This is a genomic window from Achromobacter sp. CSND-B12 (assembly GCF_052906545.1).
Map to the genome: position 1 here is coordinate 1,105,397 of NZ_JBREGJ010000001.1, position 16,066 is coordinate 1,121,462.

The window sequence follows — 16,066 nt, forward strand, 5'->3', positions numbered from 1 at the left end:
GCGGCTACTCGAATCGTACGCGGGGGTCAGCCAGCGTGTAGGAAATGTCGGCCAGGATCAGCCCGACGATGTACAGCGACGCCCCCAGGAACACCATGGCGCGCACGATGGAGAAGTCCTGCGCGTTGATGGCGTCGATGGTGTAGCTGCCCAGGCCCGGGATGCCGAAGAAGGACTCGGCGATCAGGCTGCCCATGAACAGCAGCGGCAAGGCGGCCACGGTGCTGGTCAGGATCGGCAGCATGGCGTTGCGCAGCACGTGGCGAAACAGCACCACGCGCTCGGCCAGCCCCTTGGCGCGCGCGGTGCGCACGTAGTCCTTGCCGATTTCCTCAAGGAACAGGGTGCGGTAGAAGCGCGCCTCGGGGCCCAGGCGCGAGACGATCGCCACCAACACCGGCAGCGCCAGGAACTTGACCATGTCCAGGCCGCCCTCGAAGCCCGAGAACGGCACCAGCCGCAGCAGCTTGGCGAACATCCACTGCCCGGCGATGATATAGAACAGGCTGGAGATCGACAGCAGGATGACGCACACCACCACGCCCCAGAAGTCCAGCCGGGTGGCGCGGAAGTACACCAGCGTCAGTGAAAACACGATGCTGGCGAACAGCCCCAGGAAGAAGGTCGGCACCGCCAGCGCCAGGCTCGGCCCCATGCGCGTCTGGATCTCGCGGCCGATGTCGCGGCCGCCGTCGGAGGCGCCGAAGTCCATCGCCAGCAGCGGCACCGAGCGCTGGTAGAACACGGTATCGGTCAGTTGCGCCGAACCCTTGGCCTGGGCGTTGTAGAACAGCGGCTTGTCGTAGCCGTGCTCGACCTTCCATTTCTCGACCGCGTCCTGGCTGACGCGCTGGCCGCCGATGGCCAGGCGCGCCATGTCGTCGGGCGTGTTGACCGCGAAGAACAGGATGAAGGTGAAGAGGTTCACGCCGATCAGAATCAGCACGCCGTACAGCAGCCGGCGGATGACGTAGCCGATCATGATTGATGCTCCTTGCGGGAAGCCTGGGCGAAGGCGGTCTGCCGTTCGCGCCGCTTGAGCGCCACGTAGGACGGCCAGATCGCCAGCGCGATCAGCAGCACGAACAGGCCCACCGGCCACCAGATGGGGGAATTCCATTCATCGATCTTGCGCTCGCGCAGGGCGGGATCGATCTTCATGTACTGCAGCGTGTTGCGCACCATCTGGGTGGGCTTGGCGTTGCCGACCCATTGCTGGTAGGCGCCGCCCGACATCGGGAAGTAACCGAACATCCAGGGCGCGTCGCGCTGCACGATGGCGACCATGCGCTGGATCAGCGCTTCCTTTTCGGGGCCATCGTCCAGGAACTTCATCTGCTCGAACAGCCTGTCGTATTCGGGGCTGTCGTAGTTGGCGGCGTTCTCGCCGCCGCCCTTGGCCTTGGCGTTGGGGCCGTAGAGCAGGAACAGGAAGTTCTCGGCGTCGGGATAGTCGGCGTTCCAGCCCCACAGGAAGATCTGCGCCGACCCGCGCCGCATCTTGTCCTGGAAGCGGTTGTAGTCGGTCGAGCGCACGTCCATCTGCACGCCGATCTTGGCCATCTGCCGCCGCATCCAGTCGAACTGCGGGTTGGAGCCGCCGCCCGTCATGGAGTCGTAGTACAGCACCAGCGGCGCGCCGGTGACGGCATTGCGGCCGTCGGGGTAGCCGGCCTCGGCCAGCAGCTTGCGCGCGGTCTCGATGGATTTGCGCACCGGCTTGCCGTCGACCAGGTCGTAGACCACCGGGTTCACACCCTCGGGCGGTTCCCGGTAGCCCAGCACGCCGGGCGGCACCGGGCCGTAGGCCACCGAGGCCTGGCTGTTCTCGAACACCGCCACGTATTCTTCCCAGTCGAAGGCGATGCTGATGGCCTGGCGCAGCTTGCGGTTCTTCTCGGCCTGCTCGGGCGTGTCGCCCTTGCCCACCACCGGGTCGAGCCAGTTGAAGCCCATGTACCAGTTGGCGGTCTCGACCGTGGTGGGCAGGCGGATGCCGTGCTCGGCGTACTTGCGCGCCTTGTCCTGGCTGTCGCCAGCGGCCACCAGCATGGCCACGCCGTACTCGCCGCGCTCGATCTGCGGCACGTCGTAGTAGCCCTGCATGAACTTGCCGGTCAGCGGAATGGCTTCCTTCTCGACGCTGAACACGGCGCGGTCGATGAACGGCGTGGGCTTGCCGCAATCGTCCAGCAGGCCGGCGGCGCGATCGCCCGGCTCGCCTTCGCAGGGATAGGGTTCGCCGTGGAAGTTGGGGTTGCGCGCCAGCACGTGGCGGCGGTTCTGCAGCGACTCGGCCAGCATGTAGGGGCCGGTGCCGACCGGCCAGGTGTTGAGCGACAGGTCGTGCTCGGCCATGCCGGGCTGGTTGTAGAAGCGGTCGGCCTCCCAGGGCACGGGCGCCGTGAAGGTCATGGCCAGCCAGTACTTGAATTGCGGGTACTTGCCGTTGACGCGGATGCGCAGCGTGTGCGGATCGAGCGCCTGCACGCCGGTGAAGCCGTCCGGTTCGCGCAGGTCCAGCCACGACGCGCCACCGCCGCCGGGAAGGTCGCGGCGCAGCGCCTTGTCACGCTCGCGCAGGCGGTCGCCATATTCCTTCAGGCCGCTCACGTATTCGGCCATCAGCGAATAGATCGGCGACACCACGCGCGGGCTGGCCAGGCGGCGGAAGGCGTAGACATAGTCGTCGGCGGTGAGTTCCCGGGTGCCGGTGCGCGGGAAGTCGGGAATGGCGAACTTGTCTGCCAGGTCCTCGGGCGCGATCGGGAAGTAGTCGTAGCTGCCGTCGGTCTTGCGGGCGAAGGCCGGATGCGGCGCGAAACGCATGCCGGGCTTGATCCTGATGTCGTAGATGCTCTGGGCGATCTGCTCGCCCGGCGCGTCGGCCGGCAGCACCTTGCCCTGCGCGTCCAGGTAGACCGGCGGGTCGATCGAGGCCGCGGCGCGCGGGATCAGTTCGTAGGGCCGCTTGAGGTAGTGGTAGCCGTACAGCGTCTCATAGATGCTGTAGGTATAAGGGGTTTCATCGCCGGAATAAGAGCTGGCCGGGTCCAGGTACTTGGGCGAGCGCTTGACGAAGGCGGAATACAGGGTGTTCCGGCCTTCGGCGCCGGACGGATAGGGGCTGTTGATGGGACTGCCGTCCCGGGAGCAGCCCGCCAACGTCAGCAACAGCATCATGGCCGCCGCCCAGAGCCGCATCAAAGCACGCATGGAAACCTTTCCTTCTATTCAGTGCGACAGAGGATAGCAAAGGTATATCCGCCCCAGTACCCTGGCATCCCCCTAGGGAACTTGCGCAGGCGGCTCTCCACACACACCAGGACGGATTACCCCGCCGGCCAGCGCCAATCAGCCGCACTGGCGCTGGCGCCAGCAGTCGTAGCGCCACTTCCAGGGCTGCATCGGATCCTTGCCGGCCCACAGGCCGCGGCCGGCCGCCCTGGCCTGGCGCTGCAGCTCGGGCATGGCCTTGTCGTTGAGGTAGTCGCCCTGGCGCGCGGTGTAGGCCCAGGCGTAGCCGGCCTCGACCTGCAGCCGGTTGGCCGAGCGGCCGTCGTCCAGGATCAGCGCGCAGACGTCGCGGCCGTACTGGTCCTTCTGGTAGCACTGGGCGGTCAGGGTCTTGCCGGCCACCAGGCCGGCCAGGTGCTGGCGCGCGGCCTCGGCGTAGGGCTGGCCGGGCTGCTCGTTGCCATGGCCCTCTTCCGGCGCGTCGATGCTGTCCATGCGGATGCGGCGCTGGCCGTCGGGCGCGCGCAGCGTCACGGTGTCGCCGTCGGCGACGTTGACGATCATGCCGGTCAGGGTATAGCTGCCGGCGGGAACGTCGCCGGCCAGGGCCGCGCCGGGCTTGCCGCGCGGCGCGGGCGCGCTGGCCGCGGGTCGTTCGGCCGGCCGCTCGCCCCCCTGCCGGGCAGGCTGCAGCCAGTTGACGAGGGCGCCGGCCGCGGCCAGGATCAGGGCGACGACGAGGGCGGTCAGCTTGCTGCCGCCGAAGGGGGATTTGCCGCGCACGAGCCGGGCTCCGGAATCAGAAACGCAGGCAGTTTGCCACAGCCGGGCCGGCGCCGCGCGCACCGGTGTGTCGCCGCACGGCGCCGCCGTCCGCCGCGCTACAGCCAGCCCGACTTGCGAAAGCGCCAGTACAGCAGCGAACAGACCGACACGATCACGCCCAGCGTGACCGGATAGCCGAACGGCGAATCCAGTTCGGGCATGAACTTGAAGTTCATGCCATAGATGCCGGCGATGGCGGTGGGCACGGCCAGGATGGCGGCCCATGACGCCAGCTTGCGGGTGGTGTCGTTCTGCGCGGCCTGGCCGATCATCAGGCTGGCTTCGAAGGCGAAGGCCAGCGACTCGCGCAGCGAATTGAACAGTTCATCGACCCGCAGCACGCGGTCGGCCACCTCGCCGAAATACGGCCGGGCGTGCTCGTCCACGGCCGACATCTCGACCCGCGCCAGGCGGCGGCAGATCTCGGCCAGCGGCGACACCACGGTGTGGATGCGCAAGAGGTCGCGGCGCTGGCGGTACAGCCTGCGGATGTCGGCGTCCTTGGCGCCGCGGATCAGCAGCTTCTGCTCGGCGCCCTCGACCACCGACTCGATCTTGCCAGCCGCCGCCACGTAGCGGTCCACCAGCCAGTCCAGCAGTTCGGAGGCGACGTAGTCGCTGCCGCGCTTGAGCAGGTCGGGCGAGGCCTCCAGCCGTTCGCGCAAGGGGCTGTGGCCGGCGGTGGCGCCGCGCCGCACGGTGACCAGGAAGCCTTCGCCGATCAGGAACTGGGTTTCACCGAAGATGGGGCGCTCGGCCTCGACCTCGACGGTGATGGCGACGATCAGCACCATGTTGCCGTAGTCGATGATCTTGGGCCGGCGGTGCGACTCCAGCATTTCTTCCATGTTCTTGTCGCAGGCGCCCAGTTGGTTGACGACGTCGGCAAGCCGTTCGGGGCTGGGATTGCGCAGGCCGATCCACACCATGCCGTGCTTGGGATCGACGTGCCTGCCCACCTCCTCGATGGGCACCTCGTGGTCGCGCCGGCCATTCACATAGGCGATGGAGGCCACGACTTCGCCCTGGGGCGGCGCGGCGACGGCGGCGGTTGCTTCGGTAGACATAGACATCCTTTGGCGATGCGAGCCCTGCGGGTGCAGCGTATATCCAGCGTATCGGCCGATGATAGCCCACCGGCGCCGCCGCGCGGCGGCGTCCGCGCGGGGTCCGCGCCCCCGGCGAACGCGCCCTACGCGAACAGGTTGCGCACGCGCCTGGCCACGTCCACGCTCGGCGCCTGCGGCGCCTTGGCCTCGCGCGCGGGCAGGTCGGGCGGCTTGGGCAGGTGGTCGAACAGCGGCAGCATGGCGTTGGTGATGTAGCGGGTGCGCGAGCCGTAGACGTGGCGGTCGCCCATGCCGGTCTGCTGGTGCACGTAGAAGCGCTGCGGCACGATCAGCTGCAGGCGTTCCTTGGCGCGCGTCATGGCCACGTACAAGAGGCGCCGCTCTTCCTCGATCTCTTCGGCGCTGCCGGTGCTCATGTCGGACGGGATACAGCCGTCGACCACGTTCAGCACATAGACCGCCTTCCATTCCTGGCCCTTGGCCGAGTGGATGGTGGACAGGATCATGTAGTCCTCGTCGCGCGATGGCGCGCCGGATTCGTCGCTGGTGGCGTCGGGCGGGTCCAGCGTCAGCTCGGTCAGGAAGCGCTCGCGCGACGGGTAACCGGCGGCGATGCGCGCCAGCTGGTCCAGGTCGGTCTTGCGCACCCGCGCATCGTCGTACAGCCGTTCAAGCTGGCCGGCGTACCAGCGCAGCGCCAGGTCGACGTCGGCCGGCCAGCGCAGGCTTGGGTCGGCCAGCGCCGCGTAGGTGTCGGCGAACGCGCCCCACTCGGCCTGCGCCGCCGCCCCCGGCTTGAATTCGCGCAGCGCGCGCAGCGGCTCGGCCGATTGCGTCATGGCGTCCATCAGCTTGCCAGCGGTGGCCGGGCCGATGCCGGGCAGCAGTTGCGCCACGCGGAACCCCGCCATGCGCCCGCGCGGGTTTTCGGCCCAGCGCAGCAGCGACAGCAGGTCCTTGACGTGCGCCGCCTCCAGGAAGCGCAGGCCGCCGAACTTGACGAAGGGGATGTTGCGGCGGGTCAGTTCCAGTTCGAGCGCGGCGCTGTGGCTGGAGGTGCGGAACAGCGCCGCCTGCGACTTGAGCGTGGCGCCGCCCTCGCGCTGAGCCAGCACCTGGTCGGCCACCCAGCGGGCCTGGCCGGCCTCGTCGCTGACGGTGACCAGCTCGGGCAACTGCGACGACTGCCGGTCGCTCCAGAGATCCTTGGCGTAGCGTTCGGCGGCCAGGCCGATGACGGCGTTGGAGGCGTTCAGGATGGGCTGGGTCGAGCGGTAGTTGCGGTCCAGCGTGATGACGCGGGCCGGCTGCGGGAACTGGGCCGGGAAATCGAGGATGTTGCGCACCGTGGCGGCGCGGAACGAATAGATCGACTGGGCGTCGTCGCCCACCACGGTCAGGCCGCGGCCGTCGGGTTTCATGGCAAGCAGGATGGCGGCCTGCAGGCGGTTGGTGTCCTGGTATTCGTCCACCAGCATGTGGTCGAAGCGCGCGCCGACGTCGGCGGCGATGGCCGCGTCGCCCATCATCTCGGCCCAGTACAGCAGCAGGTCGTCGTAGTCGAGCACCTGCTGGTCCTGCTTGGCCGCGACGTAGGCGCGGAACAGGTTCTTGAGCTCGTCCTCCCATTGCGCGCACCACGGGAAGGTGCCGTGCAGCACGTCGGCCACCGGCGTCTGGCTGTTGACCACGCGCGAGTAGATCGCCAGGCAGGTGCCCTTGAGCGGAAAGCGCGACTTGGTGGCGGACAGGCCGAGCTCGTGCCGCACCATGCCCATCAGGTCCTCGGCGTCGCCGCGGTCGTGGATGGTGAAGGCCTCGGACAGGCCGATGCGCTGGGCGCAGTCGCGCAGCAGGCGCGCGCCGATGGCGTGGAAGGTGCCGGCCCACGGCAGCGACGGCGCCTGCTGGGTGCCGCGCAGGTTCATGACCCGCTGCAGCACGCTGCCGACGCGGCGCTCCATTTCCTGGGCGGCGCGGCGCGAGAAGGTCAGCAGCAGCATGCGCTGCGGATCGGCGCCGTTCAGGATCAGGTGGGCGACGCGGTGCGCCAGGGTGTTGGTCTTGCCCGAGCCGGCGCCGGCGATCACCAGCAGCGGGCCGTCGTCGCCCGCGCCGCCGACGCCGAATTCGGCGGCCTCGCGCTGGGCGGGGTTGAGGTCGGCCAGGGGATCGGGACGGCTGGACGGGTGGGCGGAATTCTGGTCGGACATGGGGCGTGGAATGGTCGGCGGCGGGCGCGGTCGGCGCGGCCCGATACCTGGGGATATATCCAGGTATCATAACCGCATCGCCCCCCGCTCCCGCTACCGCCGTTTTCCCCATGCGCCTGCTTGCCGGCACCGCTTCCTGGACCGACCCCACGCTGCTGGCGTGCGGCCGCTTCTACCCGCGCGAGGCGCACGACGCCCAATCGCGGCTGCGCTTCTACGCCACCCGCTTCGGGCTGGCCGAGGTCGATTCCAGCTACTACGCCCTGCCCAGCGCCGAGAACGCCTACCTGTGGGCGCAGCGCACGCCCGACGATTTCGTCTTCAACATCAAGGCCTACCGCCTTTTCACCGGCCACCAGACGCCGCTGGCGGCCCTGCCCGCCGACATCCGCCGCGAGCTGGCCGACTGGCCCGAGCCGGTCATCTACCACCACGCCATGCCAGACGACCTGCGCGATGAACTCTGGCGCCGCTACACGCTGGCGCTGGAACCCTTGCGCATGGCCGGCAAGCTGGGCGCGGTGCACTTCCAGTTCCCGCCCTGGTTGCGGCGCGGGGCGCGCGGCGAGGCGCTGGTGGCCGAATGCGCGCGGCGCCTGCCGGAGCACCTGCTGTCGGTCGAATTCCGCCACCGCAGCTGGTTCGACTCCTCCGAGGCCACGGCTGCAACGCTGGCGCTAGAGCGCGAGCTGGGCCTGGTGCACACCGTGGTGGACGCGCCGCAGGGCTTCGACAACAGCGTGCCGGCCGTCTGGGAATGCACCCACCCCGAGCTGACGCTGCTGCGGCTGCATGGCCGCAACGCCGCCACCTGGAACGCCGGCGGCGCGGCCTCGTCAGGGCGCTTCCAATATGAGTATTCGGAGGCCGAGCTGGCCGAACTGGCGCGCCGCTTCCAGGAACTGGCGCAACGGAGCGCGCAGGCGCATGCGGTGTTCAACACCAACTTCGAGGACCAGGGCATGCGCAACGCCGCGGCCTTCGCGGCGGCGCTGGGCGGCGGACAGGACCGCCTGGGCTGAAGCCCTCGCGCCGTGTGGCCGCGGCGCACAGGCTGCAAGCGCCGGCAGCCCGCCACCGGCTTTCAAGGGCCGTGCGGCGGCGCCGGCCTTCAACGCCGGCAGTCAGGCCGGCTGCGCCACCAGCGCGGGCGCCGCGGGCGTCATGCGCGCCACTTCGGCCAGGCTTTCCAGCAGCACCTCGAACTTGCGCGCGATGTCGTGCTCCGGCACGCAGGCATAGCCCAGCAGCAGGCCGGGCCGGCGGCCTTCGGCGCCGACGTAGTAGCGCGACAGCGCGCGCGTCAGCACGCCCTTGCGCCGCGCCACCTCGACCACCCGCAGGTCGTCCAGGTGCGGCGGCAGCGTCAGCACCAGGTGCAGGCCGGCCAGGCTGGCGTCGCGGTGCAGCCAGTCGGGCCCCAGGCGCCGTTCGATCAGGTTGACCAGCATGGCGCGGCGCCGGCCATACAACATGCGCATGCGGCGGATGTGGGCGGCGTAGTGGCCCTCGGCGATGAAGGTGGCCAGCGCCGCGTGCGTCATCAGGTGGCCTTCGCGGTAGAGCTCGGCGTGGGCCGCCTGGAACGCCGCGGTCAAGGTCTTGGGCAGCACCAGGTAGCCGACCCGCAGCCCCGGGTACAGCGTCTTGCTGAAGGTGCCCATGTAGATCACGGGCGCGTCCGGCTCCAGCCCCAGCAGCGAGGCGATCGGCCGGCCCGAGAAGCGGAATTCGCTGTCGTAGTCGTCCTCGATGATCCAGCTGCCATGGCGCCGCGCCACCGCCAGCAACTGCCGACGCCGCGCCAGCGACATCACCGGCCCCAGCGGATACTGGTGCGACGGGGTCACGAAGATGAAGCGCGGCGGCGCCATGCCGGGCGTCAGGTCGGCGTCCGGCAGCCGCATGCCTTCCTCGTCCACCGGCAGGTGCACCGTGTGCAGGCCGTTGGCCTGCAGCACCGTGCGCGCGCCCCAGTAGCCCGGGTCCTCGACCCAGGCGGTCTCGCCCGCCTCGCCCAGGATGCGGGTGGCCAGGTCGATGGCCTGGTGCGAGCCTTCGGTGATGAGGATCTGGTCGGGATCGCAGTCGATCGAGCGCGTCAGCGCCAGGTGCTGCGCCAGCGCCTCGCGCAGGGCCGGCAGGCCGCCGCCATAGGCGTAGGTGAGCAGGTCGGGGGTGGGGTTGCGCCACAGCGCGGAAAAGATGCGGCCGAACTTCTTGTGCGGAAATTCGGTCAGGTCGGGCACGCCCGGCATGAAGGCGCCCCACTGGTAGGGCGAGGCCGACACGCCGTCGACGATGGCGGCGCCGCGCGCCGACAGTGCCGGACGCGGTTGCGGCACCGGCGCGCGGCGCGACTGGCGGCCGCTGGCCAGATAGGAGTCGGGCTGCGAGGCATTGACGAAGGTGCCGTTGCCCTGCAGGCTGCGGGTGTAGCCTTCGGCCAGCAACTGGCCATAGACGTGCACCACGGTATTGCGGGCGATGCCGAGTTCGGCGGCCAGGTCGCGCGAGGCGGGCAGGCGCGAATCGGCGGCGATGGAACCATCCAGGATGGCTTCGCGGATGCCGTGGTACAGGCGCTTGTTCATCGGCCCGCCGGCGGCATCGGCCAGGCGCAGTTGCAGCAAGTCTCCAACGATGGACCGCAATTGGTTCTACCTGATTTATAAAAGTGGTTCCCACCAATGGGGCCATAGTAGCATTAAAGTAAGGCTTTACCGCCCACTTGCCATCCGAGGCTGAGATGAAGAATCAGGACCTGAATACCCGCCGTTCCCTGGCCACGCCGCGCGGCGTCGGCGTCATGTGTGATTTCTACGCCGTGCGCGCCGAGAACGCCACGCTGTGGGATGCCGACGGCAAGGAATACATCGATTTCGCGGGCGGCATCGCGGTGCTGAACACCGGCCACCTGCATCCCAAGATCAAGGCCGCCGTCAGCGCCCAGCTCGACAACTTCACCCACACGGCCTACCAGATCGTGCCGTACGAAGGCTATGTGTCGCTGGCCGAGCGCATCAACCGCCTGGCCCCGATCGACGGCCTGAAGAAGTCCGCCTTCTTCACCACCGGCGTCGAAGCCGTTGAAAACGCCATCAAGATCGCGCGCTCGGCCACCGGCCGCTCGGGCGTCATCGCCTTCTCGGGCTCGTTCCACGGCCGCACCATGCTGGGCATGGCGCTGACCGGCAAGGTCGCCCCATACAAGCTGTCGTTCGGCCCGATGCCGGGCGACATCTACCACGTGCCGTTCCCCAACGGCACCCAGTCGATCACCGTGGCCGATTCGCTCAAGGCGCTGGACCTGCTGTTCAAGGTCGACATCGATCCCAAGCGCGTGGCCGCGATCATCATCGAGCCGGTGCAGGGAGAAGGCGGCTTCAACATCACCCCGCCCGAACTGATGACGGCGCTGCGCAAGATCTGCGACGAGCACGGCATCCTGCTGATCGCCGACGAAGTGCAGACCGGCTTCGGCCGCACCGGCAAGCTGTTCGCCATGGAGCACCATTCGGTGCAGGCCGACCTGATCACCATGGCCAAGAGCCTGGGCGGCGGCTTCCCGATCTCGGGCGTGGTCGGCCGCGCCGACGTCATGGACGGCCCGGCCGCCGGCGGCCTGGGCGGCACCTACGCCGGCAACCCGCTGGCGGTGGCCGCGGCCCACGCCGTGCTGGACGTGATCGCCGAGGAAAAGCTGTGCGAGCGCGCCGTGCAACTGGGCGACAAGCTGCGCGCCCGCCTCGAGGGCCTGCGCGCCAAGGTGCCGGGCATCGCCGACGTGCGCGGCCTGGGTTCGATGGTGGCGCTGGAACTGAACGACGCCAACGGCAAGCCCGACGCCGAGGCGGTCAAGAAGGTGCAGGCCCGCGCCATCGAGCAAGGCCTGATCTTGCTAAGCTGCGGCGTGTACGGCAACGTTCTGCGCTTCCTGTACCCCTTGACCATTCCCGACGCCCAGTTCGACCGCGCGCTGGACATTCTGGCCGAGTCGCTGGCCGCCTAAGCGCCAATCCGATCATCCGGTTTTCCGGCCGTCGGGCACGGCGATTGCGGGCGTAGCGGATTTCCGCTGCGCCCGCGTCAGTTCCGCCCCGGCGGCCGCGTTCCTATATAGGAGACTATTGCAAATGACGTCATTGACCCATCCCCTGTCGCGCCCGGAATTGCTGCGCGACGCCTGCTACATCGACGGCAAGTGGGTATCCGCCGGCAACGGTCCGTCCATCCCCGTGGACAACCCCTCCACCGGCAAGACCATCGTGTCGGTGCCCAAGCTGGGCCGCAAGGAGACCGAGCAGGCCATCGCCAGCGCCCAGGCCGCCCTGCCCGCCTGGAGCGCCAGGACCGGCAAGGAACGCGCCGCGATCCTGCTGAAGTGGGCCCAGTTGATGATGCAGAACCAGCAGGACCTGGCCGCCATCATGACCTCGGAACAGGGCAAGCCCGTGACCGAGGCCGCCGGCGAAATCGCCTACGCCGCCTCGTTCCTGGAATGGTTCGCCGAGGAAGCCAAGCGCATCGACGGCGACGTGCTGCAAAGCCCCAAGGCCGGCCAGCGCCTGCTGGCCCTGAAGCAGCCGATCGGCGTCACCGCCGCCATCACGCCGTGGAACTTCCCCGCCGCCATGATCACCCGCAAGGTCGGCCCGGCCCTGGCCGCCGGCTGCACCATGGTGGTCAAGCCGGCCCAGCAGACGCCGCTGACCGCGCTGGCGCTGGCGGTGCTGGCCGAAGAGGCCGGCGTGCCGGCCGGCGTGTTCCACGTCATCACCGGCAGCTCGCGCGAGATCGGCGCGGCGCTGTGCGAAAGCGACGTGGTGCGCAAGCTGAGCTTCACCGGTTCGACCGAAGTCGGCCGCACGCTGATGGAGCAATGCGCCCCCACCATCAAGAAGCTGTCACTGGAACTGGGCGGCAACGCGCCCTTCATCGTGTTCGACGACGCCGACCTGGACCGCGCGGTCGACGGCATCCTGGCCTCCAAGTACCGCAACGCCGGCCAGACCTGCGTTTGCGCCAACCGCATCTACGTGCAGGCCGGCGTGTACGAGGAAATCGCCAAGCGCCTGGTGGCCAAGGTCAACGCCATGAAGGTCGGCGACGGCTTCGAGGACGGCGTGACGCAAGGTCCGCTGATCGATACCAACGCCATCGAGAAGGTGCAGGAACACATCGCCGACGCCACCGCGCACGGCGCCAAGGTCATCGCCGGCGGCAAGCCGCATGCGCTGGGCGGCACGTTCTTCGAGCCCACCGTGGTGCGCGACGTGACCCAGTCGATGCGCTTCGCGACCGAGGAAACCTTCGGCCCGGTGGCGCCGCTGTTCCGCTTCGAGTCCGAGGAAGAAGTCATCGGCATGGCCAACGACACCATCTTCGGCCTGGCCGCCTACTTCTTCACCCGCGACTACGCCCGCATCTGGCGCGTGTCCGAGGCGCTGGAATACGGCATCGTCGGCATCAACACCGGCCTGATCTCCAACGAAGTCGGCCCCTTCGGCGGCGTCAAGCAGTCCGGCCTGGGCCGCGAAGGCTCCAAGTACGGCATCGAGGAATACCTCGAGATCAAGTACCTCTGCGTCGACCTGGGCGCCTGAGCGCGTCCTGCCTCCCCCGGGCGCCCGCCCGGGGGGAAGATAAACGGGGCTCCGGTCCCGTTTATCCCCAGGAATTGTGGACAACCTGGCAGATAACTCCTGCACAGGTGGAAAATTCCCTTTGAGTTCATGCGGTTATAAATCGCGATCAAATGCCGCCCAGGCGTGATAGATTTGCGCGTTCCCTGGACGAGCGACCATGAGCAGAACTTTTACCCGTGAGGACACCCGCAAGCTGGCCGGCATTTTGGCCGAGGCCGCGCAGGCGGAGGTCATGCCGCGTTTTCGCAACCTGCCCGAGGGCAGCGTGCGCGACAAGAGCTCGCCGCGCGACCTGGTCACCGATGCCGACGAAGCCGCCGAACGCCTGATCGCCGCGCGCCTGGCCAGGCTGCACCCGGGCGCGGTGCTGATCGGCGAGGAAGCCTCGACCCGCAACCCGGCCCTGCTGAACATGCTGGTCGACGCCGACCTGGCGTTCCTGATCGATCCCATCGACGGCACCCGCAACTACGTTGCCGGCCTGCCGCTGTTCGGCATGATGATCGCGGCCTGTCATCGCGGCGACGTGATCGCCGGCGTGATCTACGACCCGGTCAACCGCGACAGCGCGCTGGCCGTGCGTGGCGAAGGCGCCTGGATGGAATACGAGAACGGCAAGCAGGCGCCGCTGGCCGTGGCCAGCCCCGCGCCGCCCGAGGACATGGACGGCCTGATCTCGACCGGCGCCCTGCCCGAGCCGCTGCGCACCACCGTCAACGGCAACCTGTCGCGCCTGGGCAGCACCGCCAGCCTGCGCTGCGCCGCCCACGAATACCGCATGCTGGCGGCCGGCCACAGCCACGTCGCCCTGTACAACCAGCTGACCGCCTGGGACCACGCGGCCGGCTGGCTGCTGCACCGCGAGGCCGGCGGCTACGCGGCGCGCTTCGACGGCTCGCCCTACAAGCCCACCCACCGCAGCGGCGGGCTGCTGTACGCCCCCGACGCGGGCAGCTGGCATGCCGCGCGCAAGGCGCTGCTGGGCGATGCGATTGCCGACGCCGAGGCTTGACAATCCCCGCCAACACACCGGGAAATCCTTGCAAAATGGGGGTAATCCCTAGGAATTATCCACAGTATCTGTGGACAACCCTATGGAAAGGTCTGTAACGGCACAAAAAAATCCTTACAGGGCGGGTACTTGGTTAAACCGGTCAAAAACCGGCCGCCGCCCCGTCCCCTTCTAGGGGGCTGTCAGCGCCTCCAGGGCCATGGCGCTGGGCAGCTCGACCTTCAGCGTCAGCAGGTTGTCGGCCCGCGTGCGGCCCAGGTTGATGGCGGCGATCGGCATGCCGTTGCGCGAGGCCGCCGTGACGAAGCGGTAGCCCGAATAGACCATCAGCGACGAGCCCACCACCAGCACCGCGTCGGCCGCCATCAGGCCGGCGTTGGCGCGGTCGACCCGCTCGCGCGGCACGGTTTCGCCGAAGAACACCACGTCGGGCTTGACGATGCCGCCGCAGACCGGACAGGGCGGCACCTGGAACGAAGCGAAGTCCACGCCATCCAGGTCGGCATCGCCATCGGGCGCGTCGTCGGCCTCGAAGGCGATCCAGCCGGGGTTGCGCTGGTGCAGCGTTTGCTGCCAGCCATCGCGATGGCCGCGCCAGTCGCAGTTCATGCAGCGCACCTGGTCGAGCCGGCCATGCAGGTCGACCACGTCGCGGCTGCCCGCGGCTTCATGCAGCCCGTCGACATTCTGCGTCACCAGGATCGACACCCGGCCGCGCTGCTGCAATTGCGCCAGCGCGCGGTGCGAAGCGTTGGGCTGCACCTGGCCGAAGCGGCGCCAACCGACCATGCTGCGGGCCCAGTAGCGGGCGCGCGCGTATTCGCCGCCCATGAAGGTCTGCAGCGTCATCGGCGGCGAACGCTTCCATTCGCCGTCGGTGTCACGGTAGTCGGGGATGCCGGAATCGGTGCTGACGCCCGCCCCGGTCAGCACGAACAGCCGCGGGTGGCGGTCGACGAAGCCGCGCAGCGCGGCCAGATCCGAAACACGTGTGTCCATCCAGGCTCCCGTAGCGAATCCCGGACGCCAGCGCCGCCCGGGCGAGAAGCGGGCGGCGCCAGGGCCGCCCAGCCGAAACGCGGACGCCGTCTCAGCCGCCCAGGCCGCAGTCCGGCATGTCGCTGACCAGGCTGGCCTGGGTGACGTTGCTGCCCGGCGGCACGCTGCGCGTAAGCCAGACGTTGCCGCCGATGGTCGAACCCTTGCCGATGGTGACGCGCCCCAGGATGGTGGCGCCCGCGTAGATGACGACATCATCTTCGATCAGCGGGTGGCGCGCCAGGCCTTTCTTGAGTTCGCCGTTCTCGCCCGGCGGGAAGCGCTTGGCGCCCAGCGTGACCATCTGGTAGAGCCGCACGCGGTCGCCGATGATGGCGGTTTCGCCGATCACCACGCCGGTGCCGTGGTCGATGAAGAAGCTGCGGCCGATGGTGGCGCCCGGGTGGATGTCGATCCCGGTGTCGGCGTGGGCGATCTCGGCCACGATGCGGGCCAGCATCGGCACGCCCAGGCGGTACAACACGTTGGCCAGGCGGTGGTGGATCATGGCCGCCACGCCCGGATAGCACAGCAGCACCTCGTCGACGCTGTGCGCGGCCGGGTCGCCCTGGTAGGCGGCGGTCACGTCCAGGTCGAGCGCGGCGCGCACCCGCGGCAATTCGGCGCCGAACTGGCGCACGATGTCGATGGCGCGCTGCTGCGAAACGGCCTGCTGCGCCGGATCGTCGCGGCCGACGTATTGCAGTTCCAGGTTGACCTGGTGCAGCAGCGCATCGAGCGCCGCGCCGATGGTGTGGCCGACGTAGAAGTCCTCGACCTCCTCGCGCAGGTCGATGGGCCCCAGCCGCATGGGGAACAAGGCGCCACAGAGGTCCTTGATGATCTGGCGCAGGGCTTCCTGCGACGGGAACTCGCGCAGGCCGGCGTCTTCGCGCAGGCGGCCGCGCGGGCCGCGCCAGGCCACCCGCGCCTGGCGCAGGCCCGAGACGATGCTGTCCAGGTTCCAGTGGGCGGTGGGAAGGTAGGCCGGGCCGCTCATTGGAACAGCCCCGGCAGGATGCC

12 protein-coding genes are annotated in these 16,066 nt (G+C 68.9%); 4 read left to right on the top strand and 8 right to left on the bottom strand.

The window, feature by feature from the left end; all coding sequences use genetic code 11:
- Positions 1 to 4: 4 nt before the first annotated feature.
- The 5 genes from ACUTAG_RS04915 to ACUTAG_RS04935 all read right to left on the bottom strand — a co-directional run bounded on the left by ACUTAG_RS04915 (position 5) and on the right by ACUTAG_RS04935 (position 7,345).
- Positions 5 to 982 carry an ABC transporter permease gene (locus ACUTAG_RS04915; protein WP_026384641.1) on the bottom strand — a complete coding sequence of 326 codons (978 nt, stop codon included), beginning with the start codon at positions 980 to 982 and terminating at the stop codon, positions 5 to 7.
- Entirely contained in the window at positions 979 to 3,216 is a 2,238-nt protein-coding gene (locus ACUTAG_RS04920; RefSeq protein ID WP_108913903.1) for an ABC transporter substrate-binding protein, read from the bottom strand. Before ACUTAG_RS04920 ends, ACUTAG_RS04915 begins: the two co-directional genes overlap by 4 nt.
- A gap of 138 nt (positions 3,217 to 3,354) precedes the next feature.
- A complete protein-coding gene (locus ACUTAG_RS04925) occupies positions 3,355 to 4,020 on the bottom strand; it encodes a thermonuclease family protein (protein ID WP_187378308.1) in 666 nt (221 codons plus the stop codon).
- Between the two features lie 98 nt (positions 4,021 to 4,118).
- Positions 4,119 to 5,129 carry a magnesium and cobalt transport protein CorA gene (locus ACUTAG_RS04930; protein WP_047991409.1) on the bottom strand — a complete coding sequence of 337 codons (1,011 nt, stop codon included), beginning with the start codon at positions 5,127 to 5,129 and terminating at the stop codon, positions 4,119 to 4,121.
- Positions 5,130 to 5,254: 125 nt separating this feature from the next.
- Entirely contained in the window at positions 5,255 to 7,345 is a 2,091-nt protein-coding gene (locus tag ACUTAG_RS04935) for an ATP-dependent helicase (RefSeq protein WP_148318482.1), read from the bottom strand.
- A gap of 110 nt (positions 7,346 to 7,455) precedes the next feature.
- Here ACUTAG_RS04935 and ACUTAG_RS04940 point away from each other — a divergent pair, with 110 nt between their 5' ends.
- Entirely contained in the window at positions 7,456 to 8,367 is a 912-nt protein-coding gene (locus tag ACUTAG_RS04940) for a DUF72 domain-containing protein (RefSeq protein WP_026384645.1), read from the top strand.
- Positions 8,368 to 8,469: 102 nt separating this feature from the next.
- Here the strand turns inward: ACUTAG_RS04940 and pdxR are convergent, their stop codons facing one another.
- Positions 8,470 to 9,999, bottom strand: a complete 1,530-nt coding sequence (gene pdxR, locus ACUTAG_RS04945; protein ID WP_446650008.1) for a MocR-like pyridoxine biosynthesis transcription factor PdxR — start codon at positions 9,997 to 9,999, stop codon at positions 8,470 to 8,472.
- Between the two features lie 95 nt (positions 10,000 to 10,094).
- On the opposite strand from pdxR, the gene ACUTAG_RS04950 reads away from it, so the two are divergent.
- The 3 genes from ACUTAG_RS04950 (at position 10,095) to ACUTAG_RS04960 (ending at position 14,005) form a co-directional block, all read left to right on the top strand.
- A complete protein-coding gene (locus ACUTAG_RS04950; RefSeq protein ID WP_148318480.1) occupies positions 10,095 to 11,357 on the top strand; it encodes a 4-aminobutyrate--2-oxoglutarate transaminase in 1,263 nt (420 codons plus the stop codon).
- Positions 11,358 to 11,481: 124 nt separating this feature from the next.
- Positions 11,482 to 12,951, top strand: coding sequence for an NAD-dependent succinate-semialdehyde dehydrogenase (locus ACUTAG_RS04955; RefSeq protein WP_054445627.1), 1,470 nt, complete (start codon positions 11,482 to 11,484; stop codon positions 12,949 to 12,951).
- 199 nt (positions 12,952 to 13,150) lie between these two features.
- Complete coding sequence (locus tag ACUTAG_RS04960; RefSeq protein WP_148318478.1) at positions 13,151 to 14,005, top strand: inositol monophosphatase family protein; 855 nt, start codon at positions 13,151 to 13,153, stop codon at positions 14,003 to 14,005.
- A gap of 171 nt (positions 14,006 to 14,176) precedes the next feature.
- Here the strand turns inward: ACUTAG_RS04960 and ACUTAG_RS04965 are convergent, their stop codons facing one another.
- Positions 14,177 to 15,004 carry an NAD-dependent protein deacetylase gene (locus tag ACUTAG_RS04965; protein ID WP_020928824.1) on the bottom strand — a complete coding sequence of 276 codons (828 nt, stop codon included), beginning with the start codon at positions 15,002 to 15,004 and terminating at the stop codon, positions 14,177 to 14,179.
- Between the two features lie 91 nt (positions 15,005 to 15,095).
- The gene (gene epsC / locus ACUTAG_RS04970; protein ID WP_006387751.1) at positions 15,096 to 16,043 is read right to left on the bottom strand and encodes a serine O-acetyltransferase EpsC; all 948 of its coding nucleotides are present in this window, start codon (positions 16,041 to 16,043) and stop codon (positions 15,096 to 15,098) included.
- Positions 16,044 to 16,066 lie beyond the last annotated feature (23 nt).

Bases quoted from the DNA above. Each gene is read 5' to 3' on its own strand.
- ACUTAG_RS04930 (WP_047991409.1), bottom strand. From the start codon at position 5,129: ATGTCTACCGAAGCAACCGCCGCCGTCGCCGCGCCGCCCCAGGGCGAA.
- ACUTAG_RS04920 (WP_108913903.1), bottom strand. From the start codon at position 3,216: ATGCGTGCTTTGATGCGGCTCTGGGCGGCGGCCATGATGCTGTTGCTG.
- ACUTAG_RS04950 (WP_148318480.1), top strand. From the start codon at position 10,095: ATGAAGAATCAGGACCTGAATACCCGCCGTTCCCTGGCCACGCCGCGC.
- ACUTAG_RS04955 (WP_054445627.1), top strand. From the start codon at position 11,482: ATGACGTCATTGACCCATCCCCTGTCGCGCCCGGAATTGCTGCGCGAC.
- ACUTAG_RS04915 (WP_026384641.1), bottom strand. From the start codon at position 982: ATGATCGGCTACGTCATCCGCCGGCTGCTGTACGGCGTGCTGATTCTG.
- ACUTAG_RS04935 (WP_148318482.1), bottom strand. From the start codon at position 7,345: ATGTCCGACCAGAATTCCGCCCACCCGTCCAGCCGTCCCGATCCCCTG.
- epsC (WP_006387751.1), bottom strand. From the start codon at position 16,043: ATGAGCGGCCCGGCCTACCTTCCCACCGCCCACTGGAACCTGGACAGC.
- ACUTAG_RS04960 (WP_148318478.1), top strand. From the start codon at position 13,151: ATGAGCAGAACTTTTACCCGTGAGGACACCCGCAAGCTGGCCGGCATT.
- ACUTAG_RS04965 (WP_020928824.1), bottom strand. From the start codon at position 15,004: ATGGACACACGTGTTTCGGATCTGGCCGCGCTGCGCGGCTTCGTCGAC.
- ACUTAG_RS04940 (WP_026384645.1), top strand. From the start codon at position 7,456: ATGCGCCTGCTTGCCGGCACCGCTTCCTGGACCGACCCCACGCTGCTG.